The organism is Pseudomonas sp. B611 (assembly GCF_055407965.1).
The window spans coordinates 44,929-71,557 of the sequence record NZ_JBUZST010000024.1; the positions used below are offsets into that span (position 1 = coordinate 44,929).

14 protein-coding genes, 1 tRNA gene and 2 pseudogenes are annotated in these 26,629 nt (G+C 51.3%); 8 read left to right on the forward strand and 9 right to left on the reverse strand.

The annotated features are described in order from the left end of the window. Nucleotides 1-11: 11 nt before the first annotated feature. Nucleotides 12-104, forward strand: a pseudogene (locus tag ACZRMO_RS27915) (3-oxoacyl-ACP reductase); the annotation flags it as partial. A gap of 66 nt (nt 105-170) precedes the next feature. On the opposite strand, the gene ACZRMO_RS27920 reads toward ACZRMO_RS27915, so the two are convergent. Continuing rightward, entirely contained in the window at nt 171-512 is a 342-nt protein-coding gene (locus tag ACZRMO_RS27920; protein WP_463975006.1) for a DUF6124 family protein, read from the reverse strand. Between the two features lie 1,028 nt (nt 513-1,540). Here ACZRMO_RS27920 and ACZRMO_RS27925 point away from each other — a divergent pair. After that, nucleotides 1,541-5,599, forward strand: coding sequence for an AAA family ATPase (locus ACZRMO_RS27925; RefSeq protein WP_463975007.1), 4,059 nt, complete (start codon nt 1,541-1,543; stop codon nt 5,597-5,599). Nucleotides 5,600-5,711: 112 nt separating this feature from the next. Here the strand turns inward: ACZRMO_RS27925 and ACZRMO_RS27930 are convergent, their stop codons facing one another. After that, nucleotides 5,712-7,439 carry an ATP-binding protein gene (locus ACZRMO_RS27930; RefSeq protein WP_463975008.1) on the reverse strand — a complete coding sequence of 576 codons (1,728 nt, stop codon included), beginning with the start codon at nt 7,437-7,439 and terminating at the stop codon, nt 5,712-5,714. A 9-nt stretch (nt 7,440-7,448) separates the two neighbouring features. After that, the gene (locus ACZRMO_RS27935; RefSeq protein WP_463975009.1) at nt 7,449-8,462 is read right to left on the reverse strand and encodes an SIR2 family protein; all 1,014 of its coding nucleotides are present in this window, start codon (nt 8,460-8,462) and stop codon (nt 7,449-7,451) included. Between the two features lie 618 nt (nt 8,463-9,080). On the opposite strand from ACZRMO_RS27935, the gene ACZRMO_RS27940 reads away from it, so the two are divergent. From ACZRMO_RS27940 to ACZRMO_RS27955, 4 genes are read left to right on the forward strand one after another with little or no spacing between them, the layout of a single operon-like run. After that, entirely contained in the window at nt 9,081-10,877 is a 1,797-nt protein-coding gene (locus tag ACZRMO_RS27940; protein WP_463975010.1) for a hypothetical protein, read from the forward strand. A 28-nt stretch (nt 10,878-10,905) separates the two neighbouring features. Then, nucleotides 10,906-11,853 carry an ABC-three component system protein gene (locus ACZRMO_RS27945; RefSeq protein WP_463975011.1) on the forward strand — a complete coding sequence of 316 codons (948 nt, stop codon included), beginning with the start codon at nt 10,906-10,908 and terminating at the stop codon, nt 11,851-11,853. Further along, nucleotides 11,846-12,076: an ABC-three component system middle component 8 gene (locus ACZRMO_RS27950; RefSeq protein WP_200866307.1), complete on the forward strand. Its 231-nt coding sequence runs from the start codon at nt 11,846-11,848 to the stop codon at nt 12,074-12,076. The genes ACZRMO_RS27945 and ACZRMO_RS27950 overlap by 8 nt, the downstream gene beginning before the upstream one ends. Beyond that, on the forward strand, nt 12,073-13,860 hold the full coding sequence (locus ACZRMO_RS27955) for a DUF2326 domain-containing protein (protein ID WP_463975012.1): 1,788 nt from the start codon (nt 12,073-12,075) through the stop codon (nt 13,858-13,860). Before ACZRMO_RS27950 ends, ACZRMO_RS27955 begins: the two co-directional genes overlap by 4 nt. Before the next feature lie 329 nt (nt 13,861-14,189). On the opposite strand, the gene ACZRMO_RS27960 is transcribed toward ACZRMO_RS27955, so the two are convergent. Further along, nucleotides 14,190-15,167: an integrase domain-containing protein gene (locus ACZRMO_RS27960; RefSeq protein ID WP_463975013.1), complete on the reverse strand. Its 978-nt coding sequence runs from the start codon at nt 15,165-15,167 to the stop codon at nt 14,190-14,192. A 1,014-nt stretch (nt 15,168-16,181) separates the two neighbouring features. On the opposite strand from ACZRMO_RS27960, the pseudogene ACZRMO_RS27965 reads away from it, so the two are divergent. Further along, a pseudogene (locus ACZRMO_RS27965) lies at nt 16,182-16,286 on the forward strand (3-oxoacyl-ACP reductase); the annotation flags it as partial. 66 nt (nt 16,287-16,352) lie between these two features. Here ACZRMO_RS27965 and ACZRMO_RS27970 read toward each other — a convergent pair. The 5 genes from ACZRMO_RS27970 to ACZRMO_RS27990 form a co-directional block, all read right to left on the reverse strand. Next, nucleotides 16,353-16,694 (reverse strand): DUF6124 family protein, encoded by a 342-nt coding sequence (locus ACZRMO_RS27970; RefSeq protein WP_463975014.1) that lies wholly within the window; start codon nt 16,692-16,694, stop codon nt 16,353-16,355. Between the two features lie 505 nt (nt 16,695-17,199). Further along, nucleotides 17,200-17,275: transfer RNA gene (locus ACZRMO_RS27975), tRNA-Thr, on the reverse strand. Nucleotides 17,276-17,383: 108 nt separating this feature from the next. Further along, nucleotides 17,384-18,760, reverse strand: coding sequence for an HlyD family type I secretion periplasmic adaptor subunit (locus tag ACZRMO_RS27980; RefSeq protein WP_026136536.1), 1,377 nt, complete (start codon nt 18,758-18,760; stop codon nt 17,384-17,386). Next, nucleotides 18,750-20,903 carry a type I secretion system permease/ATPase gene (locus ACZRMO_RS27985; protein WP_017734865.1) on the reverse strand — a complete coding sequence of 718 codons (2,154 nt, stop codon included), beginning with the start codon at nt 20,901-20,903 and terminating at the stop codon, nt 18,750-18,752. The genes ACZRMO_RS27980 and ACZRMO_RS27985 overlap by 11 nt, the downstream gene beginning before the upstream one ends. 45 nt (nt 20,904-20,948) lie before the next feature. Further along, on the reverse strand, nt 20,949-22,301 hold the full coding sequence (locus ACZRMO_RS27990) for a TolC family outer membrane protein (protein WP_207041060.1): 1,353 nt from the start codon (nt 22,299-22,301) through the stop codon (nt 20,949-20,951). 341 nt (nt 22,302-22,642) lie between these two features. On the opposite strand from ACZRMO_RS27990, the gene ACZRMO_RS27995 reads away from it, so the two are divergent. Then, nucleotides 22,643-26,629 (forward strand): retention module-containing protein (locus ACZRMO_RS27995; RefSeq protein ID WP_463975015.1); only part of this gene is annotated, 3,987 nt, incomplete at its 3' end.

Sequence of the window (26,629 nt, forward strand, 5' to 3'; positions counted from 1 at the left end):
GGAAGGCTCGGGATATTACGCAGGCGATTGTGCATTTGGAGTCGGATGAATTTGTGACGTGGGAAATTCTGCATGTGGACGGTGGGCAGAGTGCTAGGCACTAAGCGATACGGCTGAACGAAAAACGCCCCGGGCCATGATGGCTCGGGGCGTTTTTTGGTCTGTCGGAATTAACTCGCTGCGGGCGCAATTTGTTCCAACGCTCGATCTGCCAGCATTGAACTCAACTCGATCAGTTGCTGAATCCCCAATGCCACAGCCCTTTGTGATCCGTCCAGCTCAAATGCCAGATTCGAGACCATCTCGTTGGCTGATGAGAGGGTTTCTGCGGCATTAGTAAGCAGTGTTTCAGTATCTACATCGGGCGAAACGGAGAACAGATTACCGCCTGGACGCGCCGCAGGTTCTGCGCCGTCTGATGGGTGCAAGTAATGATCAATCGCCCGCTGCGCTGCGGCATGAAGCTTGGCGTCGATTGGGTCTTGAGGCGGGTTGGGTGTGACCTTGAACATGGCGAAGCTCCTTTAGCGATTCAGGAACTGCCAATCTCACTTCCACATGAGGGTGGCAGCTGTGCGCAGGTGTGGAAGACCGGGGCTAAAGGAACCCGGCGCACCGAAGTGCCCCGCACACAGCCGCCATAACACAAGAATACAGGCGAAAAAAAACGCCGTCAGGTGTTCATGGGCGTTTGAGCGCCTTTAGCCATAGTACGGACTTCCACATCCGGCCGCTGATTTTGCAGCGGCTTGAGGAGGTTAGCGGGGCGGAGGATGGGGAGGCAAGCTGATATGGGTGTACGAAAATTCGGGGTCGCAGCGGCATGTGCTCACGAATTAGCTCTTTTTATGGATACGCCATAATTCTGCATAAAACTCGGAAGGCGGGACTTCGCTACAGGAATTGCTCTTTTTGGAGGCTCATCGGCTTGCTCAGCTGGGGCGCCAGGCACAGACAGAATATGAACACCCCAGAAACAACAAAGCCCCTGCATTTCTGCAGGGGCTTCGTCTTATATGGTGCGGCACCAGGAGTCAAAAAACTAAATAACTATTTGATTTGCATGAATTAATTGTCTAGGCATACGATCTTCTATCTCTAAAAATACCCTCTGACATTCACCTGATCGCTCACAGACGCAAATAACACCCAACTAAGAACCGTGCCTTCGGTTCATAGCAGTCCCTGATAGGGACACAGCTCTCTAACTACGGTAAGCGCGAGCAAAAAAATCTTACGCTACGGTTGGTGGATGAGGGCTATGGCTAAGGTGGCGGCATGCAGAATCAGGTCAGAAACGGATACTCGAAGTCGCTTCCAATCTAGGGCCAATTCAGGCATCGGATCACCCGGTTTACGCCGTCGAACAGTTTCCATTTTACGCTAAGAATTAAAGTATCGGATTTATGTTTCGATAAGAAATGATATCCTAATATCATAGTGGGCTTTCAAAGAAACGTACGATAAGAAAGGCATAAAATTACTACCTTTTGGCTGAATTTTAAGGTGTACGTCGCAATGGATGCATGTCGGACTACTTATGACGAATGAAATTTTCGGTGCCGGTGCGCGCCTCGGAGACCACCCTTCGACAGATCCGTCACGGCAGGCTGTGGCGTCTTTACGTGGTTACGCATACCAACTTTACGCCTCCGGAATCGCATGGGTTAAATTGCGCCGCGATGAGTACTTGTATTTAGAGGTTGCAGAAGATTACGCGATACTCGCCCAGTCATCTATTAATGCTGTGCAGGTCAAAGACACAAAAGCTTCAGGTGTCGTCACCCTGAATAGTAAGGATGTACGTCAGACGATTGATGCATTTGTCGACTTGGTTTCTCGGAATCCAAGTCGTCAGGTTACTGTGAGATTCCTCTCTACAGCAGAAATCGGCGTCGAACGATCTATAGAAGATAGGGTTGAAGGTATAGGAGGGTTAACATACTGGAGACAGGCGGCTAATTCTTCGGATGTAGAACCACTGCGGCTCATTCTCGAGAGATTGGATTTGAAAGCCGCCACATTAAACTTCATTCGAGGTTGTATTGGTGAAGAACTTCGGGAAAAACTTCTAAAAAATATTCATTGGGATTGTGGTCAGGCAGACATTAAAGATCTGACAGAGGATCTTGAAAGCGATTTGATTGGTTTGGGGGCAAGCGAACACTTGTTCGGGATCTCTCAAGTTGAAACGGTTTCCGCCAGAATTATCAGCCATTTGCTAAAGTTGACAATTGAAAGTCGTGAGCAAGATCGACGCTTAACAAATTTAGATTTAAGGCGGCTCGTTGATAGTGCTACAAATGTGTCAGTGAATCGCAATGATTTTGATAGGCTCGTTAAAAGTTTAATTCAGACTGGGTCCTCCAATATAGAGCAGCGAGAGCTTCGCAGTGCCGAAGATCTGCTTGAGCCGGAATCGAATTTTCCTATGCCAAGCTTGTTGGTTGCAGGTCGGATGGTCGTAGAAAATGCTAAAAATATGCTTATTCGACATAAGGCCGTCTCCATAATTGGCGCAACAGGGATGGGTAAGACAACTATCGCTCGTCAGATTTCAAGAGAAATAGGCGGAACTTGGTTTGTACTGGATGCGCGCGATACAGCTCCGGAAGCAATTAAGGATTTCGTGCGGAGGGTTATTGCAGAGGTTGGAGGAAAGCGTCCAAAAGGAATTATTATTGACGATGCAAACTTTATAAATGAAGGTGTTGCTGATCGTGCGGTCGATAAATTATTTCGATATTTAAAAAATTTTGACATCTACCTGTTGCTGACCAGCTATAAGCCCATGTGCGGTCACTCTTCTGATGGTTTAATAATTAATCCGGATGCCAACATCACCGCCCAACCCTTCACAGAAGGTGAGGTAAAAGGACTAGTCAAAGATGCGGGTGGTACTGAAGAGGTTTGGGGGAGCTGGGTTTTCTATAATGCTAGTTTAGGTCACCCCCAGCTGGTTATGGCAACAATTAGAGGCTTGCAAGCCCGGCGCTGGTCAGTGCAGGGGCCTAATTTTATTGAAACGCTGTCACTCTCGCGCGCAGACATTGAAAGTGAACAGGACAGAGTGCGGAAAATCCTCGTCAATACGCTGCCTGAACCTACAAAGCATTTGCTGTATCGCTTGAGTCTTGTGCGTGGTCAGTTTGATCGGCCACTGGCTATAGCTTCGGGAGAGGTTGTACCAGAGATTTATTTGCCTGGCGAGCAACTTGATAAGTTGATTGGGCCTTGGATTGATCAAGTTAGTAGAAAAGAGTTCAGGGTTTCTCCCTTGGTTTTAAATGCTGGCGAAAAAATTCTGCCCAAGCAAGAAGTTAAGGAGGTCCACAGGGTCGTTGCTGAAGAATTGATATCTAGGGATTTGATTCCAAGTAAAATGAACTCCGCCTTATTGCATGGTATCGCTGGCGAATCCGATCTTACCTTGTTGGTTATTGCTAATAGTATATTGGTAGCCCCAAGTGAAACGCTGAAGGAGTCGGGGTGGTCGCTTTTTGCAATAACACAGCTTTCAACGTTGAAGCCAATTTATAAGCCTGATCAAAGTATTTCCTCTTTGCTTAGACTCGCCCAACTATCGTTGAGGATTGAAATAAGCAGCTCTGAGTCAATTAGAGAGTGTTGGGACGCGTTGCAAAGAGAGTGCGAAGCCGACGAGTCGTCAGATTCCTCCTTTGAGTTGATCGCACTTTTAAAGTTGCTTCTAGCAAGCCCGATTGTTGAAGCTATCCCAGAATGGCCATCTCTTCTGCTTCGTCTGGATTCTTTAATTGGCGGGTACGAAGGGGAACTTTTGATCCAAAATTTAGATCAAAGCGAGGATGGAGAGAGCGATTCGATCATCTCGGTAATTTTTATTAACCAAGTGCGAGGAATTCAATCGTCTCAGCGGCTTTATGAACTAGTTCAGCAACTTGGTAAACTATCAAGCTCGGAGAGAATGATTCTTCTTGATGGCGTAAGAAATATCCAGGCAGGCGTGTCGCTGATTTCTGGGACGCCGTGGTTCAACGAGTCTAAAGTTAAAGATTCAAACTGGAAAGCTGCTCAAAAACATTACTTGCTGGTTGCGCAAAGTTTTTTTGATTGGGGCTTCCTTGAAATTTCGATTGAATACCATATAGTAAGGTCGGTCATCATTGAGCAATATGGTGGTGATTATAGAGGCGCTGTAATAAGCTTAATAGAGGCGGAAAAGAAAATTGGGCCTCGGATGGAAATTGTCCGTCGGAGAGCGCAAATACTTTTTCGTCATAATGCGCAAGAGGAAGGTATATATTTACTTCAATCTGTTAACGACTTTGCTCAAGCGAATGTACTGATCCCTGAGAAAGGGTTTTGGCTACGAGATGAAGCGATAAGCTTAGCTTCTGTCGGTAAGTGGGCAGAAGCTCAATTTTCATTCGAACTTGCCCAACAGATAGCGGCCGGAAGCGCAATACCGGAAATAAAAGTCATGGCTATTGGCCTGAGGGCCGATGCCGCGCTTGCTGCCTACCAGGCAAATAAACGCCAAGATGCCATTCGGCTACTGATGATTTCATTGAAAGAGCTTCAATTTCTCGACCCGACAGAGTCTACGATGGCAGCTTATTGCCATCGTGTTGTCCGGCACGGATTGCTCTGGATGCTCAATATTCTCAATGGTGGTGGATACCTTGTCGATGATCTTCCGCCGAAAATGGTATCTGGTATGTGTAGCAATCCAGAACCTCCGGAAAGAATAAAGACACTCCCTCTAGCTCCCTTAGAGATGGCATGGTATCTCTTAGCCGAAATAGATTTACGTTGTGGTGGGCTGAATGGAGCAGATGCTGTTTTAAAAGAGATAGTCCGGGATGGAGCAAGCCCTATAATGGAGCTTGGCGTCCGGAGCCTGAGGCTAGACCTGGCAATACAAAGGGAAAGTGCAGAGGATATGTTTGATGCGCTGCATAAATGTGTTGACGCAAAGCGGTACTTTGATATCCATAAACAAAAAATCATGCAGCAAAAGGTTGATTTTCCTTTGCTTGTAAAAATTCCGACTGTGCCGGTAGAATTTTACGCCAATGATGTTGGTGTCCAGTCTTTCATTAGTTCTGTTTTAATCGCATTCGGATTGTTCGGGGTAATTAATAGGCGGTCGTTAAGTGACTTAGAATCTACTGCGGAAAAATTTTTGGCATTTAATCCTGGCTTAGCCGAATTGGCAAGGGCAATGGTGGTAGGTCCAAAGGTTGGATCTGAGCCTGCCAATAATGCCGCAAAATGTATTTATTATATAAGTCAGGGCGGCGTGCTATCTGTGGATGATGCCTACGAAATTTGCGTAAATTTAATTTACATTGCAAATAACAGTGAGGTGTTGCGTGAGGAGCTAGCTGCTCTGATTTCTAAATGGATTCGCAATTTGTGGCGGATGATACTAGGTTCACGAAGTGGAGAGTTGAGAAGTCCAATTTTTACTCCCGCTATTCTTGAGTGTTTGCGTATGCCAGATAGCCTAAGGTCGGCTGTGTTAGTGCTCTTGGCTGCCGAGAATTCCACTGGTAAACGTCTGTCGCCCACACAGCGATCTTTTCTTTTTAAATTGACCATACCCAGCAAGTAGGTAACCTGTCCGATACTTAAAGTTGAAAAAAACCATTAGTTACTTGAGCTTTCAAGCGGATTGTATAAATGATAATCCATTTGAAAGCTCAAGTTATTGAGCGGTCTATGGTCTACTGGATATTTTGCTTACGCCAGTTATCCACCGCAATCGAAAGACGATTATCTTTAACCGGCTTTTGCCATTCATCCCAGAAGTTTACGGTGCCGCTATTAGGTTTGTTTATAGGCTCATCAATTCTGATTCTGCTTGGTAGCAAGCTTGCATCGCCAACAACCAAAGCTTCGCCTGTATCGAGAGTCGGTAGGATATCGCTGAATCCACCGAGGCTATCGGGGAGAAGTCTTTTGATAACCCCCTGATCCTCGGCATTGGTCAACCGCATAGATACAAAGTTGCTGCATTGGCTGAGCATTGTTTTATTCACTTCGGACGGACGCTGGCTTATTACGACAAGGCTGACACCGTACTTACGGCCTTCTTTGGCGATGCGCTCGAAAATGTCCAGGGAAATATCGTCAGCTGATTCCGCCATGCTTCGTTGGGGCATGTAGAGATGCGCTTCGTCACATAGAAGCGCAATAGGATGACGCAGCTCAGATGGCGTCCACTGTTGGACGGAGAATGTAACCCGCGCGACAAGGGAAACGATCAGCGGGAGAACGTCTGATGGAACCTCGGAAAAGTTGATGATCTTGATACCAGCTTTGCCATTTTCTCCAGAGCTGCCGAGCACGGCAGTGGTGAACTTGTCAAGCCAGGAAAAGTCCAGAACGTCTCCACCGCCATTGAACATAAAGCCAAGGCGCCGATCAGAAATTTTGTTCTCAAGGCGGGAAATCATGCGGGGAAGCTTTCCGTTGAAATCGCCTTGCTTTTCACCGCGAGCGCCGGGAACCATCTCAACGTTGATCTCATTCAACCTACCCATGAGGAAATCGAGATCGAACGGAACTGGGCTGTCGACAGTGAAGTGTTTCAATATATCTGTCTGGTCATTATCTTCCAGGTACTTTTGCTTCGCCTGGTTGATCTCACGCGCCATAATCATGGCTTGGTTGGGAGCATTCTGGTCACTCCGGTCAACAAACATTGATACGAGTGCTTCATACGAAAGTAACCAGTAAGGCAGGTAAAGCACACCGTCATCAATGGTACGCTGAGCCTCAACATCTGCGGGGCCGGCCACCTTGAAGTGCTGAATGCCTTGGCCCACCAATGGCGAGTATTCACCATGAAGATCAAAAACAATGGCGTTAGCCGTAGAGAGCCCTGCCATCTGCTCAATGATCTTGGCTGTCGTCCAGGATTTACCTGACCCGGTGCTGCCGCCGATGAAGGCGTGGCGCTGGAAAAACTTGTTACCGTTGAGATAGGCAACAGCGTGTTCGTCCAGTGTGTATTTGCCCAGTGTCAGGGCATTGCCATCTGCTGAGACGCTAGAGAGCGTACGCATAAAGCCGGTAAGGTTTTCGCCCTCTAGCGAAAAGCAATTCGCGTCAATTTCTGGAACGCTTTCCAGAGTGCGGCGAAAGACGTTTTCTCTTTCTCCATCACGATCCAGCATCGTGCCAATCAGGGCGATTTTGCACAGGTTCAGTTCTGAGGTCTGCTCGCTGATGCCATCATTGGCAATGTCCTCGATGCCACGCTTGCGGGTCACCTGGGTGATGAGGCCGATGAGATGCTGTCCAGGCCTGCTGCTTTGGAGCACGGCCAGATGGTTGACTTGCAACCTTTTGAGTTGGTCGACATTTTCCACGTCCACGATAACGTTTGTCGTATCGACGGAGGCCACCTTTCCAAGCGCGTCTTCATCCCTAAAATTAAATATCGGCATCTCTTCTTCCTACATGATGAGTGACAAGTAACCCTCAAGACTCCATATGTTTTTTTCAACGGTCACTGGAGTCTTATCCAAAGAGGAGTAGACGATGGACTGGTCGTCTGTTGCTCCCCGCTCTATTGCCAGGTAATTCTGCGCCTTGCCGTCAGTAATTAGCTTCCTGGCCGCGTCTGAAAGCGCATAGGTAATAATCGTGATCGGGGTATTCTGACGCTGACATCTCGCCATGAGTTTCGGCTGAATATGCTCGTCATTAAAGCCGTAGCCAATGCACAGGTAAGAGTTCGCCGCAGTAATGGCTTGGTCAGCATTGTTGATGATTGAGCGGTACGGCTCTAAATGCGTCGTTTGATATTTCTGAGTACCCGGAGTCACGATTTCCGGCTTGTAATTGACAGGTATCCCTTGAATATTTGAAAGGGCCACAATGTCTTCGAGCGGCGATTTAAACCAATCCAGCGAGCCGTGAACCTTCCAGATATTGACTCTGCGGGCAGAATTAATCTCATTCGGCGCGGCCAGTTGCCGGAAAAACCCGTGCGTGAAGCCCGTGTAATGGTGAATCCGCTCCTGATCGCAGGCATATTCGGCGAGCCTGTCGTAATTCGTAGTAACGATGTTTAATTTGGTGAGGCTGCTTTTGAACATGTGGCGCAGCAGTCGGCTCAGCGGGAATATCGCCTGGTCCTGAAGGCTTTCGTTGAAAATTTGAATGTCTTCAGCGTTGATAAGCGACCAGGTTGCTTTGATAATTCTGGAAGTTAGCTCGTCCGTAATAGCCACCCGGTGCAGCGCCGACTCCAGATCAACCCCAGCATCTAAGACCTGGCAGAATTTCTCCCAGGCTTCTATCTCGCCAGCGGATAATCCTGAAATGTCGGTATTTGCGACCAGGTGCTTCGCAAGCGCCCACATGCCAGACATGCCATGGGCAGCCGATGCACCGCTGCCTAGGATGATAAGGGGAGCCTTGTTGTAATAGTCTTGCGCTTGTTTTTCAAAATTCAGGTCTGACAAAATTCTATCCTTGCCGTTTGTGTCGATCCGAAAAAACTACGCCTGCAGCCTAGTCAGCCTACAAGGCTCAATACCCTTGAGATAATCACTTACACAATCCTCTGTCAATTTGTGAAAATCCGGGAAATACCATGATTAATTTGGCCTATGCATATTCATTTAAGCTAGGAATCGTGGTATTCCCCCGAAAATCGACAATTTTGAAGGTCTTTCAGGCCTTATCGCAGGCTGGCGTCAGCTCTCTTGCAGGGGCTGTAGCCGTTGGATTTTCTGAATGCTAGAAACAACCATCGTTTTGTATGGTGCAGCACCAGACGAACGGTAGATTTCGGCGAGACTAGGTTTCTCGCGGGTCTAGATGTTGGTGGAAAATTTGGCTTCCTCAACCGGTAACTATAAATAAATCAGCTGGTTATGGTTTTTATTGGAGTCGAATAAGAATTGCTCCTATCCGATAATTAATATCTTTAATGCTCAGATAACGCTTTCTGAAGTCATGTAATTTCAGCCTTCCAGATTTGCGCTGGAAACGTTGTCTTATTTCTGTTCGAGATTTCTAGGCTGGCACAAGGCCATTTGGTATGATTGCGGCCTTGCGACTAACAAGGAAGTATGCAGATGGATTTCACGAATGTTTATCTTGGGAAAAGCGCACAGTTCTATAAAATTAAGAAAAAAATAACAAAAAAGAAAATATCTGAAGTATTTAAAGATATATCTTCTGAGAAAATAGGTGGGTTCTTAATAAGAATTATCAAGGAAGAGGTGGTTGTTAATCAAGAAGTTGTTTTATGTTCTGCGGTCGCCTACAAAATTGTTAGTGAACCCTCATTTTTGGATCAGACCGATATTCGTGAGGAGAAGTACGCTTTTGCCTTAATCGTAGAGTACGATTCAGCTTTAGCTATAATAAAGAAGCATGTTTCCTCGCTGGAGAAGAAGTTTTCCGAGTTCTTAGATGAGTTCGAGTATGAGAAATTTACAAATTTCCAAGGGCGAAACGACCCGGAGTATGAAAAAGTTACAATGAGTAACATGGCGATTTCGGATGCTGTCATTAGAAGCCGAGCGTATGAAGCCCGACGGCTAAATGGAATACTTTCGTCGAACTCATCAAGCCGTTCTATACCACAAAGTTTTAGAATAAAGGTGCAAGGGGATACGATTACTTTGACACCTAACGCGTCTAGAGTAACCCTGAGAGATAAACGATCTAATTTAAATGAAGTCGTAAGGTGGGTAATGGCCACGGTGCAGGAAATTAAAAATCTTGCAAACAAAAGCGAGTTCATTAATGGCTTTGCCTCACCTATTACGCTTGAGGAAATTGTCCAAAAAGGTTTCGAGCCTATCGCATTGTTTATTAATCTTGACGAATTAGATGAGCTAATCAGGTCCGGAAACTCCGCATCGGAAATAAAGGTTTTACGCGGTGGAGGTGAGGAGGCGATGTCCCCGCTTCAAATGAAGCGTCTATTCGATTGTTTCAAAACGCCGGCTAAGGTTGTGGCGGGAGGGACGATGGTTTTTAAAGGGAAAGAAATTTCAGGCGCTGTAACTTTGCAAAAGCGGGTGGCTTCATTCAAATCAAAAATCACAGATAATATTTTGCTGTATATTGAAAATGAACAGAGCATGTCATTGACGAAATATATCAATACCCACAAGCCGTTTTCGATCATGTTTAATACTCCGAAGTATGCCTACTTCGGAAGAGACTGTTTCGAAGATAAGAAATTATTAAATAATTTGCCGGCGGTCTTATCTATATTTAATCCTAACTACGATTTTTCTGGAGTTCGTAGTGAAAAGGAAAAGAATGAGGATAGAAGGTATCCACCAGGTATCGATAAATTTCCTGAGTTATCGTTGTTTCGGAAGGTTGAAGATTTAGTATGCCTGCCTGATGGGGTCACTGTATGTGACGATATGAATGACGAATGGGCTGACCATATTTTCTTTGAACCCAATGCTAATCCTCCGGCGATATCGTTCATACATTCAAAATTTGTTAAAGGTGAAAGTTACGGTGCAAGTAGCTTTCATGAAGTGGTTGCTCAAGGCCTAAAAAATATTGGACGCACATTCGCTGATACCATTGAATTTAGAGAAAAACATGATCGTGATTGGATAGGTTTCTACGAAAACACTCAAATTACTAGAGTCAGAGGCGGAAAAAATTGGACAGATATTGAAAGCGCATTAAACGCGATTGCATCCAATCAAAACTCAGTGAGAAAAATAGTGTTGGCAACACCATTTTTAAAAAAGAGTGTTTTGGAAACTCAATTTAATGAGTTGGCGCAAACAGGGACGTGTCGGCCGCATTATATTCAGTTGATCTGGCTGATCAATACTTTCATTGGTGCTTGTAAGGAATATGGTGTTCAACCTCATATTCTATGTAATCCATGAAATAAAAATATCTGAGAAGGATGCAGGTATGAAATATCAGTATAGTGAATTATCCCCGACGCAATTTGAGACTCTGGTAATTCACGTTTGTTATCGGCTGTTAGGTTTGGGCACTGAAACATTTTCTGATGGGCCAGATGGTGGGCGCGATTCCCGTTTTCACGGAGAAGCAGAATTGTTTCCAAGCAGATCAAAGCCGTGGAACGGTTTAACTGTGATTCAAGCAAAACATACGCTGGCATACAATAAGAAATTTTCAGACCCTGACTTCTTTGGAGTCGCCTCGTCGGCTGTCAATGGTGAGATTTTAAAGATTAAGGGACTGATCGATAACGATGGTTTAAGTAACTATTTGCTTTTTTCAAATAGAAAGCTTCCAGGCAATGCGAATGAGGCCATCAAGAACTTTATCTCTTTTGAGACTGGCCTCGACAAACAGAATATTGGATTGGTTGGTATCGAGAGTTTTGAAAATTATTTGAAATTCTACCCCGACATTCCAGCTGCTGTCGGTTTAAACCCATTCGAGATGCCTTTGAACATAGAGCCAGATGACCTAGCTAGTATTATAGTAGGGCTTAGTAATGGCTTAGGAGGTATAACTAAACGCGACATATCTACCCGAATATTTAGAACTGATTTTGAAATAAAGAATGAGATAAATAGTCTTTCTGATCAATATTCTAAGCTCATAAAAAGAAAAATTGAAGACATGTATCTCATCCAGGACTTCCTCGCGATGCCTGAAAACGATGATTTGCAGAGGCTATACTTAGGCGTATCAGAAGAACTGGCTGCGAAAATTATCGCTCTTCGAATCCCTGGTCAGAGTTTTGATGTTGTGCTAGAGAAGTTGATCGAACTGCTGTTGGAACGGGATGTTGAACTAAAAGGGAACAAACAGTTAACCAGGTCTATGATGTATTATATGTATTATCATTGCGACATTGGAGATGATGATGTTGCTAATGCCTAATAAGAACTCTCATCCCGATCTCACTGTTCTGGCAGTGTCTGGTTTTTTATTGGGCTCCATTAAGAAGTCTAAATTTGAGAGCTATTCTGATTTGCTAGAAAAGCTTAATTCTTACGATGCTAGGGCAAATATTTTATTTAAGCCGAGCTTGCAGTTGCTTTTTCTTTTGGGGTTGGTTGATTATCACCGTAAGAATGATCTTATCGAGTATGTCGGACCATGAAAATTTCTAGGATATATTCAAATTTCGAAAGCGAATTTTCTACTGTTGATTTCCATGATGGTTTTAACGTCATACTTGGTAGGGTTTTTAATAAGACCTTGAAATCGACAGATGCCCATAATTTAGGTAAAAGCAAACTGGCAGAACTTATTGATTTTTGTTTGTTGAAAGGGCGGCACAAGACTTTCTTCTTGTTTGAATTTTTTCCTGTGTTTGAAAAATATGAATTTTACATTGAGCTTAAGCTGAACTCCGGTGAGTTTTTAACTGTAAAGCGCGGAGTATCAAAAAACACTCGAATTTTTTTAAGGAAACACTCAAAAGCTAAACAATGCTTTCGAGGTTTAGAAGATGCGCTCTGGGATTATAGTGATCTTGCAATCGACAAAGCACGCCTTGTTCTTGACTCTTACCTTAATCTCTTGGTTATTGATCCATGGAGTTATCGTGATGCTATCGCTTACTGTCTAAGAGGTCAGGATGATTACACGGATGTTTTTCAATTGGATAAGCATAGAGGGCAACATGTCTATTGGAAACCATATGTTGGACACCTTCTGGGATTTGACTCGCACTCGTTGAAGAGAAATTACTTGCTAAAGAGCGAGGTTGAGGCTCTGCGGGAGGAAATCGCTAAGCTAAAATCCGCTATAGGCTTGACTGCAGGCGATCAAGAAGAAACGATATTGAACCTGCTTGACGTGAAAAAGAATCAAGTTTCTGATTTGGAATGGCAGTTGGAGAATTTTAATTTTGATAGCACTGATGTGCTTTATATTGAAGAACTCGCGGAGGGTATAAATTCACAGATAAGTGATCTTAATAATTTAAGATACTATCTTTCTGCACGGTTAAAGAAACTCAATAAGTCCTTGGCGTCGAGCGATGTTAATATCGAGTTGGACAGTTTGTCTCAGCTTTTCGAGGAGTCGGGTGTTATATTTGATGGTCAGCTTAAGCGAACATTTGGGGAGCTGGTAGAGTTTAATCGTAAAATAACTATTGAGCGTCAAGGGTTTGTTTTTCAGCAAATAGGGGAGCTGGAAAGCGAACTTATTGAAATAGCTAGCTCTATTTCTGAGCTTAGTGAAGAACGCTCAAAGAAATTGGGGTATCTACGCTCGCAAGATGTTTTTTTAAAGTATCAAGAAGTGTCAGATCTTCTTTCTGAACAGAAGTCCTACATTTATGAGCTGAATCGAAGGTTGGAGGTGAACTCTTCTGTGAAAAGTATGGAGGCTGATTGTAGAAAGCTGATTCGAGAAAAAGATGAGGTTGTAGAGAAGATTAGGATGAATCGCGATTCGGTCATCCGGTCGAATGATGGAATCTATAAAGGGATCAAAGAGCATTTTGCGAACTTTGTAACGGAGGTATTAAATAAGGACGGAGTATTAATAACTGAGCAAAATGCTGAAGGGAATTTGGAATATTCGGCTGGTCTTTTAAATGGTCTAGGACGAATAACTGGAGAGAGTGATGGGCATAGCTACAGAAAAATGCTGTGTATAGGCTTTGATATCGCTGTCGCAATGGCGTATTCAAAAATGGAATTTGTGCGGTTCTTATATCATGATGGTGGGTTGGAGACACTTGACGATAGAAAGAAAATTGAGTTTATTGAGTACGTCCGAACAGCATCGAGTCTCTCTGGGATTCAGTATATTTTGACTACAATCGACTCCGACGTGCCAGATGGCGTTGTATTCTCGGAGTATGAGCTAGCCCGCGTGCTACATGACGAAGGTAGTTCTGGCAGATTGTTTAATATACCTACTTGGTAGTTTGAGTTAGCGTTTTTTTGTGTTATGGCCATTAAGGTCATTGATGCGATAATTTTTTCTGTCAGGGGGGTTAGTGTTTAAGACCCATTTTTTTTCTAGTCGACGAACTATCAGCCTCGAGGTTAGAAGGTAATAGTAATGGGAGCCGGCTGTTTGTTGATTTAGAAACCAGGTGAGATGCTTGTGCTGCCACGTCCATGGATTATCTCGGTACCAGCGATCAGAGATTGCGGCTTGAATGGTCTTTGCTTGGCGTAGATGGCGCTGGCGTGTGGCATGCGACCCTGTCAGGACCCCCACCAGGAACAGCTCCATATCGAATAGTCTGATCATTGTCGACCACCAATGTAGGCCGATACCACGTCGATTCGACCATGCCCCAGTTCATAACTGATTTGTGAGCGCGTCTCTCGATCGAGTTGCAGATCTAGGTGGCTGCATCTGCCGCCGTTGATAGGCGCTAGGTGACAGGTGATCTGCTCATAGCGTTCGCATGCGTAAGCCGCGCGCAGTTCGTGGAAGCCTTTGAGGTTGTTCGTATGTAGGAACTCTCGGACGGGGCGCACGACTCTCCGTTGGAAGTCGAAGTAGCTTTCGTTCGGTGCCACCAGGTTGCAACTACCGTTGGGAGAGACCTGCTCGGCATAGCTGAGTGCTTCGTGGATTTGAACATTTACCTGAATCCAGCGAGGCGCAGATGCCCCCGAGCGTCCACCCTTGGTTCCATCCTGGATATTGATCTTGCCGTAATGTTTGGCTTCGCGCTTGAGGCGTGGTAGGTCGGCCAGAATCGCTTCGCGCAATCGCATGCCAGTGGCGCGTGCCAACTGAATAACGGCTGCGGCACGGGGATTCTGTTCGCAGAGCGCGTCGATGATCCGCTTCACCTGTTCGCGGTCTTGGCCTTGCGGCACTGAGCGACGAACACTGGCCCGCTGCACTCCCAACGCCTTGCTTGGGCTCGGTACTTTCACGGACTGATCACCGCGAAGCGCGGCCATGGTTCGGTTCACGCTGGACAATCGGTTTTGCGCGGTCGCGATGCAGATAGCTCTTTGTGCAACCTGCTGGCGTAAGTGTCCTGCGTAATCCAGTAAGGTCTGCCGATCAATCTGCTGCGCATCGTTAAATCCTGGTCCATTCTCCGACCGACACCACCGAACAAACGCCTGCCAGCGATCACTGTGCGCTTTGACCGTCCCGTAATGCCCACCGCCAAACAGATCTTTCAGCGCTTGCGGCCCCGCATAACTCAGTTGCCGTCCATAGCCAAAATTGCGCCCATCCCGTCTACCGACCAATGCCATGATCGAACTCCTCTCGAAGCCAAAACTTTTAAAACCTTCCCCACGTCATCCCGCCAAGAATGTTGAGTGTTATCAGGGAACAAGGCCCCTGCGGCCTGTGAGGGTTGTCCACTAACGCGGGACTGACGGCTCCTTACGGCCGGGAGCTTGGGCATCTCATGATCTGGCCTCCTGAACACTTCCGAAGAAGTGCGCGGGTGGAGGCTGCACTGGCTGACGAGACCGGCGCCACGAGATCCTGAGTCGGGTGAAGGCAGTGATGCGATGACCGGGGCATGCCTGACTGTCAGTCAGGTGCAGTCCATTCCTTGGGCTGCGGCACCATCATCTGCATCGCTGTTGCTGGCGACTTCGGTGTTTGTCACGCCGATTGTCACGAGGGGGAATGCCGCAAAGCCTTGTACGAGTTGAGCTGCAGCAGCGGTAGGAGCGCCCGTCTCTTTCCGGGAGAAAGAGACGGGCGCAGGTTGGCGCAATGAAATGGCCAAACGGATAGATTGCTGCAGGGCTGCTATGAAAGGGGATGAGTTGCCGCAGTGGGAACACTGGTAAAAGTAGGCATCCATCACATCGCTGTGACCGTGCGAGCCGCCGGACGCTAATCGCACTTTGGGAGAACCACCACCGTGTGGCGTAGCCTTAAAGGTTCTGGCTACCTGGATTGCTGTCGACGACAGCGCTTTGCCCGATCTCATCTACGCCTGTGGATAATTCGGGTCAAGACTCAAATTTTCGGGAGTTCGGCGGCTGTGGATGAAATTATCCACCGGTGGAAATCAGTGGTTTTCCACAGGCAGTTGTATGGGCTTTAGAATTTTTAAGTGAGGTCCATCCAAGCAGGGCGGCTTTGCAGCCCTGCTTGGATGGCCCGCGTGGACAAGCGGATCACTGAAATTTGAAGACCGAGCGCTTACTCGGTTACGCCACGTTTTGCTTTTAGGCGAGTGGAAAAACGGGGTCAGACCACGATTTTCGTTACTGAATTAAACGAGTGATCTGACCCCTATTCCCTAGGGGGAAGCGCGGGATATTGCGCAGGCGATTGTACATTTGGAGTCGGCCGGGTTTGTGACGGGGGAAATTCTGCATGTGGACGCTAGGCAGAATGCTGGTCACTAAGCGATACAGCTGAACGAAAAACGCCCCGGGCCGTGATGGTTCGGGGCTTTTTTTGGTCTGTCGGAATTAACTGGCTGCGGGCGGAATTTGTTTTACCGCTCGATCTGCCAGCATTGAACTCAACTCGATCAGTTGCTGAACCCCCAATGCCACAGCCCTTTGTGATCCATCTAGCTCAAATGCCAGATTCGAGATCATCTCGTTGGCTGATGAGAGGGTTTCAGCGGCATTAATAAGCAGTGTTTCGGTATCTACATCGGGCGAAACGGAGAACAGATTACTGCCTGGACGCGCCGCAGGTTCTGCGCCGTCTGATGGGTGCAAGTAATGATCAATCGCCCGCTGCGCTGCGGCATGAAGCTTGGCGTCGATTGGGTTTTGAGGCGGGTTGGGTGTGACCTTGAACATGGCGAAGCTCCTTTAGCGATTCAGGAACTGCCAATCTCACTTCCACATGAGGGTGGCAGCTGTGCGCAGGTGTGGAAGACCGGGGCTAAAGGAACCCGGCGCACCGAAGTGCCCCGCACACAGCCGCCATAACACAAGAATACAGGCGAAAAAAAACGCCGTCAGGTGTTCATGGGCGTTTGAGCGCCTTTAGCCATAGTACGGACTTCCACATCCGGCCGCTGATTTTGCAGCGGCTGGGGGAGGTTAGCGGGGCGGAGGATGGGGAGGCAAGCTGATATGGGTGTACGAAAATTCGGGGTCGCAGCGGCATGTGCTCACGAATTAGCTCTTTTTATGGATACGCCATAATTCTGCATAAAACTCGGAAGGCGGGACTTCGCTACAGGAATTGGTCTTTCTGGAGGCTCATCGGCTTGCTCAGCTGGGGCGCCAGGCACAGACAGAATATGAACACCCCAGAAACAACAAAGCCCCTGCATCTCTGCAGGGGCTTCGTTTTGTATGGTGCCGGCACCAGGAGTCGAACCCGGGACCTACTGATTACAAGTCAGTTGCTCTACCAACTGAGCTATACCGGCGTGTTGGGCGACGATTATAGCGACTGCCAAGGTTCTGTAAACCCCTGAAATCTGACTATTTTTGCGAAAACCCAAGTTTTCGCATCCCCACCCCACATTTCCCCGCAATCACCGCTCGTGCATCGCCTCAGCCCGGGACTTGATGATCGGTTTGAGCAGGTAGCTCAAAATGCTCTTCTTGCCGGTGATGATGTCCACCGAGGCCACCATGCCCGGGATGATCAGCAGTGGCTTCTCATCTGTGCCGAGGTGGCTGCGGTCGGTGCGCAGTTTGATGATGTAGAAGGTGTTTTTCTTCTCTTCGTCCATCACGGTGTCGGCGCCGATCTGTTCGAGTTTGCCTTTGAGGCCGCCGTAGATGGTGTAGTCGTAGGCGGTGAATTTGATCATGGCTTCCTGGCCGGGGTGCAGGAAGGCGATGTCTTGCGGGCGGATCTTGGCTTCCACCAGGATCGTGTCGTCCAGTGGCACCACTTCGGCCATGTCGCTGCCGGGCTGAATCACGCCGCCGACGGTGTTGACCAGCATCTGCTTGACGATGCCGCGCACGGGCGAGGTGACCATAGTGCGGCTGACGCGGTCTTCCAGGCCTTTGGAGGTGGCTTGTGCCTTGCTCAGCAGGGTGCGCGCTTCGTTCAACTGGGCGAGGGCTTCGCTGCGGAACTTGCCGCGGGTTTCGTCGACTTTGCGCTGCACTTCGTTGATCGCCGCCTGGGCACGGGGGATGGCCAGGGTGGTGCCGTCGAGCATGCCGCGGGTTTCAACTTCCGAGCGTTTGAGGCGCAGGACTTCTACCGGCGAAATGGCGCCCTGGGCGACCAGCGGTTCGGACATGCCGATCTCCTGGCGCAGCAGGTTCAGGCTGTTGCGGTATTGGTCCTGCTTGGAGCTGAATTCACGCAGTTCTTGCTGGCGTTGCAGCAGTTGTTGTTGCAGCCCGCCAATTTCGTCGGCCAGTTGCTGGCGGCGGCTGGCGTACAGCGATTCTTCGTTCGACACCTGGTTGGGCACGGCTTTGCGCGCAGCGTCGGTGATTTTCAGCGGGCGGTCGTCGACTTCCGCGCTGAGGCGTTCCACACGCAGTTCCATGGACACACGCTCGGCTTCGGTTTCGCCGACGTTGGAGGCAAAACGCGTGTCGTCCAGGCGGATCAGCGGCGCGCCGGCTTCGACGATCTGGCCTTCGTGCACATAGATCTGGGCGACGATGCCGCCCTCCAGGTTCTGGATCTTCTGGATGCGCGACGACGGGATCGCCTTGCCTTCGCCCTTGGTCACTTCGTCGATGATCGCGAAGTGGGCCCACAGCAGCATGAACACGAAAAAGCCGATCACGCCCCAGATGGTCAGGCGCACGATGCGCGGGGCGTCGTCGATCAGGGCTTTTTCGACTTCGGGCAGGGGCTGGTCATCCAGCGAGTCGCTGCCCTTGAAGTAGCGGAAGATCACATCTTTCCAACGGCCTGGGCCGGACTTAAGCAACACTGATCTGCCCCTTTTTCAGCGCTTCCATGACGGCCGCTTTTGGACCGTCCGCGAGTATCTGGCCACGGTCGATCACCAGCAGGCGATCCACCAGGCTCAACAGCGAGGCGCGGTGGGTGACCAGAATCACCGTCTTGTTTTCGATGACGGCTTGCAAGCGCTGTTTCAGGCGCTCTTCGCCGGTGTTGTCCATGGCGCTGGTCGGTTCGTCTAGCAGCAGGATCGGCGGGTTGAGCAGCAACGCACGGGCCAGGGCGACGTTCTGGCGCTGGCCGCCGGAGAGGTTCTGCCCGCGCTCGCCCACCTGCAACTCGTAGCCTTGCGGGTGCAGCCTGGCGAATTCATGCACGCCCGCCAGTTCGGCGGCTTGCAGCACCATTTCATCGTCCACGTAGCGCGCACCCGAAACCAGGTTGTCACGCAGGGTGCCGGCCAGCAGCTGGATGTCCTGGGCAACGTAGCCGATGTTGTGGCGCAATTCGCTGACGTCGATCTGGCGGATGTCTACACCGTCCACCAGCAACGAGCCCGAGTCCGGCTGGTACAGGCCCACCAGCAGCTTGGCCAGCGAGCTTTTGCCCGAGCCGCTGCGGCCGATGATGCCGATTTTTTCGCCCGGGCGGACGTTCAGGTTGATCCCGCGCAGTGCCGGGTTCTGCTGGTCCGGGTAGGTGAAATTGACTTCGCGGAAGGTCATCGCGCCTTGCAGCGTCTTGCGGCTGAGGGGGCGTTCGTCGAAGTTGCGTTCCTGCGGCAGCTCCATCATTTGGTCCACCGAGACCATCGTCACCTTGGCTTGCTGGTAGCGCGTCAGCAGGCCCGACAACTGCGCCAACGGGCCGAGTGCGCGGCCGCTGAGCATGTAGCAGGCCACCAGGCCGCCCATGCTCAGGGTGCCGTCGATGATTTGGTACACACCAAAGATGATCATCGCCACGCCGGCCACTTGCTGGATCAGCAACGTGATGTTCATCGCCAGGCCGGACAGAACCTTGACCCGCAGCTCCAGGCGGCTGAGGGTGCCAATGGTTTGTTCCCACTGGTATTGGCGTTCGCTTTCGGCGTTGTTGACCTTCACCGCATCCAGCCCGGCGAGGGTTTCGATCAGGCTCGACTGGCGCTCGGCGCCCAGGGCCATGGTGCGCTCAAGTGTCGCGGTCAGCGGTTTTTGCAGGAAGTGGCCGATGCCCAGGGCGAGCGGGAAGGCGACGATGGGGATCCACACTAGGTGGCCGCCCAACAGCGCGATCACGCCGAGGATGATCAAGGTAAACGGCAAATCGATCAGGCTGGCGAGGGTCAGGGACGTGAGGAAGTCACGCATCCCCTGGAACTCGTGGATGTTTGACGCGTAGCTGCCGACGCGCGCCGGGCGCATTTTCATCGACATGCCGACGATGCGCTCGAACAGCGTTGCAGAAATGATCAGGTCGGTTTTCTTGCCCGCCAAGTCCAGGCACAGGCTGCGCATGCTCTTGAGCAGCAGGTCGAACAGATAGGCGCCGCAGATGCCGATGGCCAGCACCCACAGGGTGGCGGTGGCCTGGTTCGGCACGACGCGGTCATACACGTTCATCACGAACAACGGCGCGGCCAGGGCGATCAGGTTGATCACCAGGCTCGCGGCGATGGCGTCGGCGTATAGCCAGCGTGAACGCTTGAGGGTGTCTTTGAACCACGAGCGAGCGCGTGGGATCAGGGTGCCGCTGGTCACGTCAAATTTATGCTGCGGTTGGGCGAAGAAAACCCGACCGCTGTAATCTTGACTCAGCACTTCACGGCTGACGTGGACTTCGCCGCCGTCGCTTTCGCTGAGCAGCAGGCGGGCGGTATCACCCTCCCAGCCCAACAGCACCGCGCTGCGCCCTTCCTTTAATAGCAGCAAGGCGGGCAATGCGATGGAGGGGATCTGTTCCAGCTTGCGTTGCAGCAACCGCCCCTGCAAACCCGCCCGGGCGGCTGCGCGCGGCAGCAGGTCGGCGCTCATGCGCTGGCCTGCCAGCGGCAAGCCGGTGGTCAGCATGGCCCGGCTGGCGGGCTTGTAATGCAGGGAGCAGAGAGCCAACAACCCATCTAGCAATGGGTCGTCATGCTGAGTGCGCGGGTCATGGTTGAGTTGCGCCACACCAATTTCAGGATCCAAGCTGACTCTCTCTTAAGCGGTTTTGTGGTTCAACGCCGTCAAGAATCAGTTCATCCCTGGCAGGTTTACCGACGGTTTAATATCGTTTTGCACAACTGATGCCATCGGAGCAACCACGCCCTGGCTTTTCAGCAGTTGACCCATGTCGGCCTTGATACGGTACTGCGTGTAGATATGCAGGCTTTTGATCTGGGCCAAACGCTGCTGCGCGGTGAACAGTTCGTTCTCGCTGTCGAGCAAGTCGAGCAGTGTACGCTCACCCAGGCTGAACTGCTGCTGGTACGAGGTGCGAACTTTGGTGCTGCGATCCACGTATTGCTGCGCGATCGGCACCTGTTGGGTGGCGTTGTTGTAGGCGTTCCACGCCAGGCCCAATTCTTCGTTCAACTGGCGCAGGGCGTTGTTGCGGATATCCAGCGCCTGGGTGGCCTGGGAAGCCTTGGATTGCAGGCTGGCCTTGTCGCTACCGCCGTTGTACAGGTTGAACTGCATGTTCAGCATCGCGGAATAACCATTGTCATGGCCTTCGTCGCCGCCCACGTTGTTGTTGGCGGAGCGTTGCAGCACGGCATCAAAACGCGGGTAGAAGGTCGACTTGGCGGCTTCGTACTGCTTTTCGGCAGCAGCGATGTCCGACTCGGCCGAGCGCAGCACCGGGCTGTCGGCAATCATCTGGCGACGGGCTTCATCCAGGCTGGCAGGCAGTGCGGTCACAACGCCCAATGGCTTTTCAAGTTGATCGGGTTCTTTGCCGACAACGCTGAAGAAGTTGGTGTTGGCGTCTGCCAGGTTGGTCTGCTCGGTGATCAGGTTGTTTTGCGCTTGGGCCAGACGGGCTTCGGCCTGGTCCATGTCCGCCATTCTTCCGACGCCACGGCTGGTGCGCAGTTTGATCTGGTCAAAAATACGTTCGTGGCTCTTCAGGTTGTCTTCTGCCAGTTGCACCATCTCGCGACGGGTCAAGACATCCAGATACACCTGGGCGACGGTCAGCGCGGTGCGCTCGGAAGTATTCAGCAGTGCATAGCCACGGGAGTTGGCGGTGGCTTGTTGGCGGCCGACTTCATTGACGGTGCCAAAGCCCTGGAACAAATTTTGTTGCAGGCGGATGGTCGACTCGCCGCGGTTCAGGGTTTTCCAGTCATGGCTGTTGCTGGCGGCGCGGGTCGAGGTGTTGTCGGAGCTTTCGCGGCCATAACCACCCAACAGGTCCACTTTAGGCAGGTAGCCGCCCTGGGCTTCGCGGACTTGGTAGTCAGCGGCAATGCGCGCATTGATGGCAGCCTGGATCTCAGGATGGTTCTGCACCGCGTCTTGCATCGCTTCCGGCAGGGTTTGGGCCTGGACGAAACTGGCGGCTAGAGCAAACGGCACGGCTTTAAAAAGGTGCAAACGCATTCTGATGTTTCCCCGGGATTGGTTGCCTTATAAACGCAACAAACGTGAAAAATTGCATTGGAATTGGCAACCGAAATGACTGCTTGTCATAGGAACCTGGTAGTCCAAACAGAAAGTCGCGAGCCGATTAAATATCAATGTGACATTACCGGGCGGATTGTTTAGGATGGCGCCAAATAGGTCAATACCTTGACGGAAAAGTAATTTGCTGGATTAAACAACAAATTATTGACGCCAAATTTATCACACTTAGTTACGTACTCCAGCTATCGAATCGGCATAGGTAATGAGGCCGGTCTCCATGATGGATACCCCGAACGGTAATACACGGAGAGTCTTTTATGAGCAGCGTTGCGGTCGTCAAAAGCATTGTCGGTCAAGTGTTTGCGGTATCCCCGGAAGGGATTCGTCGCCTGCTTGTAGAAGGGGATCGTCTGTTCGCGGGTGAGCAGGTTGATACGGGCGCCGCGGGCGCCGTATCCCTGGAACTGGCTGATGGCCGCACAATCGACTTGGGCCGTGACACTCAGTGGAGCGCAAACGCTCCTGATTCCGTCACCGACCTCAGCGCCGCCACCGCTCAAGCCGCACCGTCCGTTGCCGAATTGCAGCAAGCCATCGCTGCCGGCGCCGACCCGACCCAAGACCTCGAAGCCACCGCAGCCGGCCCGACCTCTGCTGGCGCCGACGGCGCTGCTGGCGGCGGCCACAGCTTTGTCGTGCTGGAAGCCACCGCAGGTGTGGTTGACCCTACCATCGGCTACCCGACGACCGGCTTGAATGCCGGTGACGCAGTGGGCATCACCGAAACCGGCGGCGCCGACAATAACGGCCCCGATGCGCGCAACGTCACGATCACCCTGACGGCCACACCGAGCATCACCGAAGCCGGTGGCGTCGTGGTCTACACCGTATTCATCACCCAGGCGCCGACCAGCGACCTGACCGTTACCTTGTCCAACGGCCTCTCCGTGGTGATCGCTGCCGGCCAGACTTCGGGCGCGCTGAACGTCACGTTCGCGGGTAACGACACGCCTTACCTGGACGCCTCGTCGATCTCCGCGACCATCACCGGCACCGCCGGCGGCGGCAACCTGATCATCACCACTGACCCGGCGCCAGCGGTTACCCAGATCAACGACACCATCGACACCACCACCGTCACGCTGACCGCGACCCCGTCGGTGAATGAAGGTGGCCAGATCGTCTACACCGCGACCGTGAGCAACCCGGCGCAGACCGACGTCGTCATCAAGCTGTCCAACAACACCACCATCACCATCGAGGCCGGTAAATCCTCCGGCACGGTCAGCGTCGACACGCCTGCCAACCTGGCGGATGGCAAAGACCTGAACGTCAGCGTCACGATTACTGGCGCGACCGGTGGCAACTACGAAGACCTGGCGATCAACCCTGCGCCAGCGACTTCCACTGTTGTTGCTGTTGATGATCCGAGCGTATTGGCGCCGGATACCAACACCATCGCCGAAGATGGCGTCGCCATCGGTAACGTGCTGAGCAACGACAGTGACATCGACAACGTGTTGAGCGTGGCCACCTTCCAGGTGGGCGGCAACACTTACAACGCCGGCCAAACGGCCAATATCGAAGGCGTGGGTAGCATCACCATTGGTGCCGATGGCGCCTACACCTTTACCCCGGTCAAGGATTACAACGGTGAAGTGCCGACCATTGGCTACACCACCAACACCGGCTCCAGCAGCACGCTGAATGTGACGGTGACGCCGGTGAACGATGCGCCGGTGATCGAAGTGACGGGCAACACCCTGATCGAAAACACCGCCGTCGCCGGTACTGTGGCGGGCACCTTTGTGGCCCGCGATGCAGAAACGCCAGCTGACCAGCTGAAAATCGCGTTTACCGGCGACAGCAACAAAGACGGTTACTACGCCATCGTCGATAACAATGTCGTGCTGACCCAAAAGGGCGCGGACTTTGTTAACGCCGGCAATCAATTGCCGAAGATCGACCTGACCGTTACCGACCCAGAAGGCCTGAACTCCAGCAACAACGCCCAGCCAACCGTCACCCTGCAAAACGACGTGCCGGTGATTGAGGTGGTTGCCAACACCATCGTTGAAGACACCGCTACAGCGGGTACCGTCGCCGGTACTTTCACCGCGACCGACGAAGAGACGCCGCGTGAAGGCCTGACTATTTCCTTCACGGGCAACAGCAATGCTGATGGCTACTACAGCATCGTGGGCAACAATGTTGTGCTGACCCAGAAGGGCGCCGACTTTGTAAACGCCGGCAATCAATTGCCGAAGATCGACCTGACGGTTACTGACCCTCAGGGCGCGAACTCCACCGGTTCTGACCAGCCTGTCGTCACGCTGCAGAACGATGTACCGGTGATCACTGTTGTTGCGAATACGCTGGAAGAGAACTCCGCTGCTGCGGGTACTGTCGCCGGTACTTTCACGGCTAGCGATGAAGAGACGCCGCGTGATGGCCTGACTATTTCCTTCACGGGCAACAGCAACGCCGACGGCTACTACAGCATTGTTGGCAACAACGTAGTGCTGACCCAAAAGGGTGCGGATTTTGTTAACGCCGGCAATCAATTGCCGAAGATTGACCTGACGGTTACCGACCCTCAGGGCGCGAACTCCACCGGTTCCGACCAGCCAGTGGTTAACCTGCATAACGATGTGCCGGTGATCACTGTTGTTGCGAACACCCTGGAAGAGAACTCGGCCGCTGAGGGCACCGTTGCCGGTACCTTCGTTGCCAAAGATGAAGAAACCCCGCGCGAAGGCCTGACTATCAGCTTCACGCCGGGCACCAACGACGCCGGGTACTACGCCATCGTTGGCAACAACGTTGTGCTGACCCAAGCGGGGGCGAACTTCGTCAACGCTGGCAACCAGCTGCCGAAGATCGATCTCACTGTTACCGATCCTCAGGGCCTGAACTCCACCGGTTCCGACCAACCGACCGTCAACCTGCATAACGATGTGCCGGTGATTGAAGTTGTCGCCAACACCCTGGAAGAAAACTCGGCCGTCGAAGGTACCGTCGCCGGTACGTTCGTTGCGACCGACGAAGAAACGCCACGCGATGGCCTGACCATCACCTTCACTGCGGGCACCAACGACGCTGGCTACTACGCCATCGTTGGCAACAATGTCGTGCTGACCCAGGCGGGTGCGAACTTCGTCAACGCTGGCAATCAACTGCCGAAAATCGACCTGACCGTCACCGACTCGCAGGGCCTGAACTCCACCGGTTCCGACCAGCCAGTGGTCAACCTGCACAACGACGTGCCGGTGATTGAAGTTGTCGCCAACACCCTGGAAGAAAACTCGGCCGTCGAAGGCACCGTCGCCGGTACGTTCGTTGCGACCGACGAAGAAACGCCACGCGATGGCCTGACCATCACCTTCACTGCGGGCACCAACGACGCCGGCTACTACGCCATCGTAGGTAACAACGTCGTGCTGACCCAGGCGGGTGCGAATTTCGTCAACGCTGGCAACCAGCTGCCGAAAATCGACCTGACCGTCACCGACCCTCAAGGCTTGAACTCCACCGGTTCCGATCAGCCAGTGGTCAACCTGCATAACGACGTGCCGGTGATTGAAGTCGTTGCCAACACCCTGGAAGAAAACTCTGCCGTAGAAGGCACCGTCGCCGGTACGTTCGTTGCGACCGACGAAGAAACCCCACGTGACGGCCTGACCATCACCTTCACTGCGGGCACCAACGACGCCGGCTACTACGCCATCGTAGGTAACAACGTCGTGCTGACCCAGGCGGGTGCGAATTTCGTCAACGCTGGCAACCAGCTGCCGAAAATCGACCTGACCGTCACCGACCCTCAAGGCTTGAACTCCACCGGCTCCGACCAGCCAGTGGTTAACCTGCATAACGATGTGCCGGTGATTGAAGTTGTCGCCAACACCCTGGAAGAAAACTCGGCCGTTGAGGGCTCCGTCGCCGGTACCTTCACTGCAACCGACGAAGAAACGCCACGCGATGGCCTGACCATCACCTTCACTGCGGGCACCAACGACGCTGGCTACTACGCCATCGTTGGCAACAATGTCGTGCTGACCCAGGCGGGTGCGAACTTCGTCAACGCTGGCAATCAACTGCCGAAAATCGACCTGACCGTCACCGACCCGCAGGGCCTGAACTCCACTGGTTCTGACCAGCCGACCGTCAACCTGCACAACGATGTGCCAGTGATTGAAGTCGTTGCGAACACCCTGGAAGAAAACTCTGCCGTAGAAGGCACCGTCGCCGGTACCTTCACCGCGACTGACGAAGAAACTCCACGTGACGGCCTGACCATCACCTTC

Coding starts and splice junctions, on each gene's coding strand:
- ACZRMO_RS27920 (WP_463975006.1), bottom strand. CDS start 512: ATGTTCAAGGTCACACCCAACCCGCCTCAAGACCCAATCGACGCCAAG.
- ACZRMO_RS27925 (WP_463975007.1), top strand. CDS start 1,541: ATGACGAATGAAATTTTCGGTGCCGGTGCGCGCCTCGGAGACCACCCT.
- ACZRMO_RS27930 (WP_463975008.1), bottom strand. CDS start 7,439: ATGCCGATATTTAATTTTAGGGATGAAGACGCGCTTGGAAAGGTGGCC.
- ACZRMO_RS27940 (WP_463975010.1), top strand. CDS start 9,081: ATGGATTTCACGAATGTTTATCTTGGGAAAAGCGCACAGTTCTATAAA.
- ACZRMO_RS27945 (WP_463975011.1), top strand. CDS start 10,906: ATGAAATATCAGTATAGTGAATTATCCCCGACGCAATTTGAGACTCTG.
- ACZRMO_RS27950 (WP_200866307.1), top strand. CDS start 11,846: ATGCCTAATAAGAACTCTCATCCCGATCTCACTGTTCTGGCAGTGTCT.
- ACZRMO_RS27955 (WP_463975012.1), top strand. CDS start 12,073: ATGAAAATTTCTAGGATATATTCAAATTTCGAAAGCGAATTTTCTACT.
- ACZRMO_RS27960 (WP_463975013.1), bottom strand. CDS start 15,167: ATGGCATTGGTCGGTAGACGGGATGGGCGCAATTTTGGCTATGGACGG.
- ACZRMO_RS27970 (WP_463975014.1), bottom strand. CDS start 16,694: ATGTTCAAGGTCACACCCAACCCGCCTCAAAACCCAATCGACGCCAAG.
- ACZRMO_RS27990 (WP_207041060.1), bottom strand. CDS start 22,301: ATGCGTTTGCACCTTTTTAAAGCCGTGCCGTTTGCTCTAGCCGCCAGT.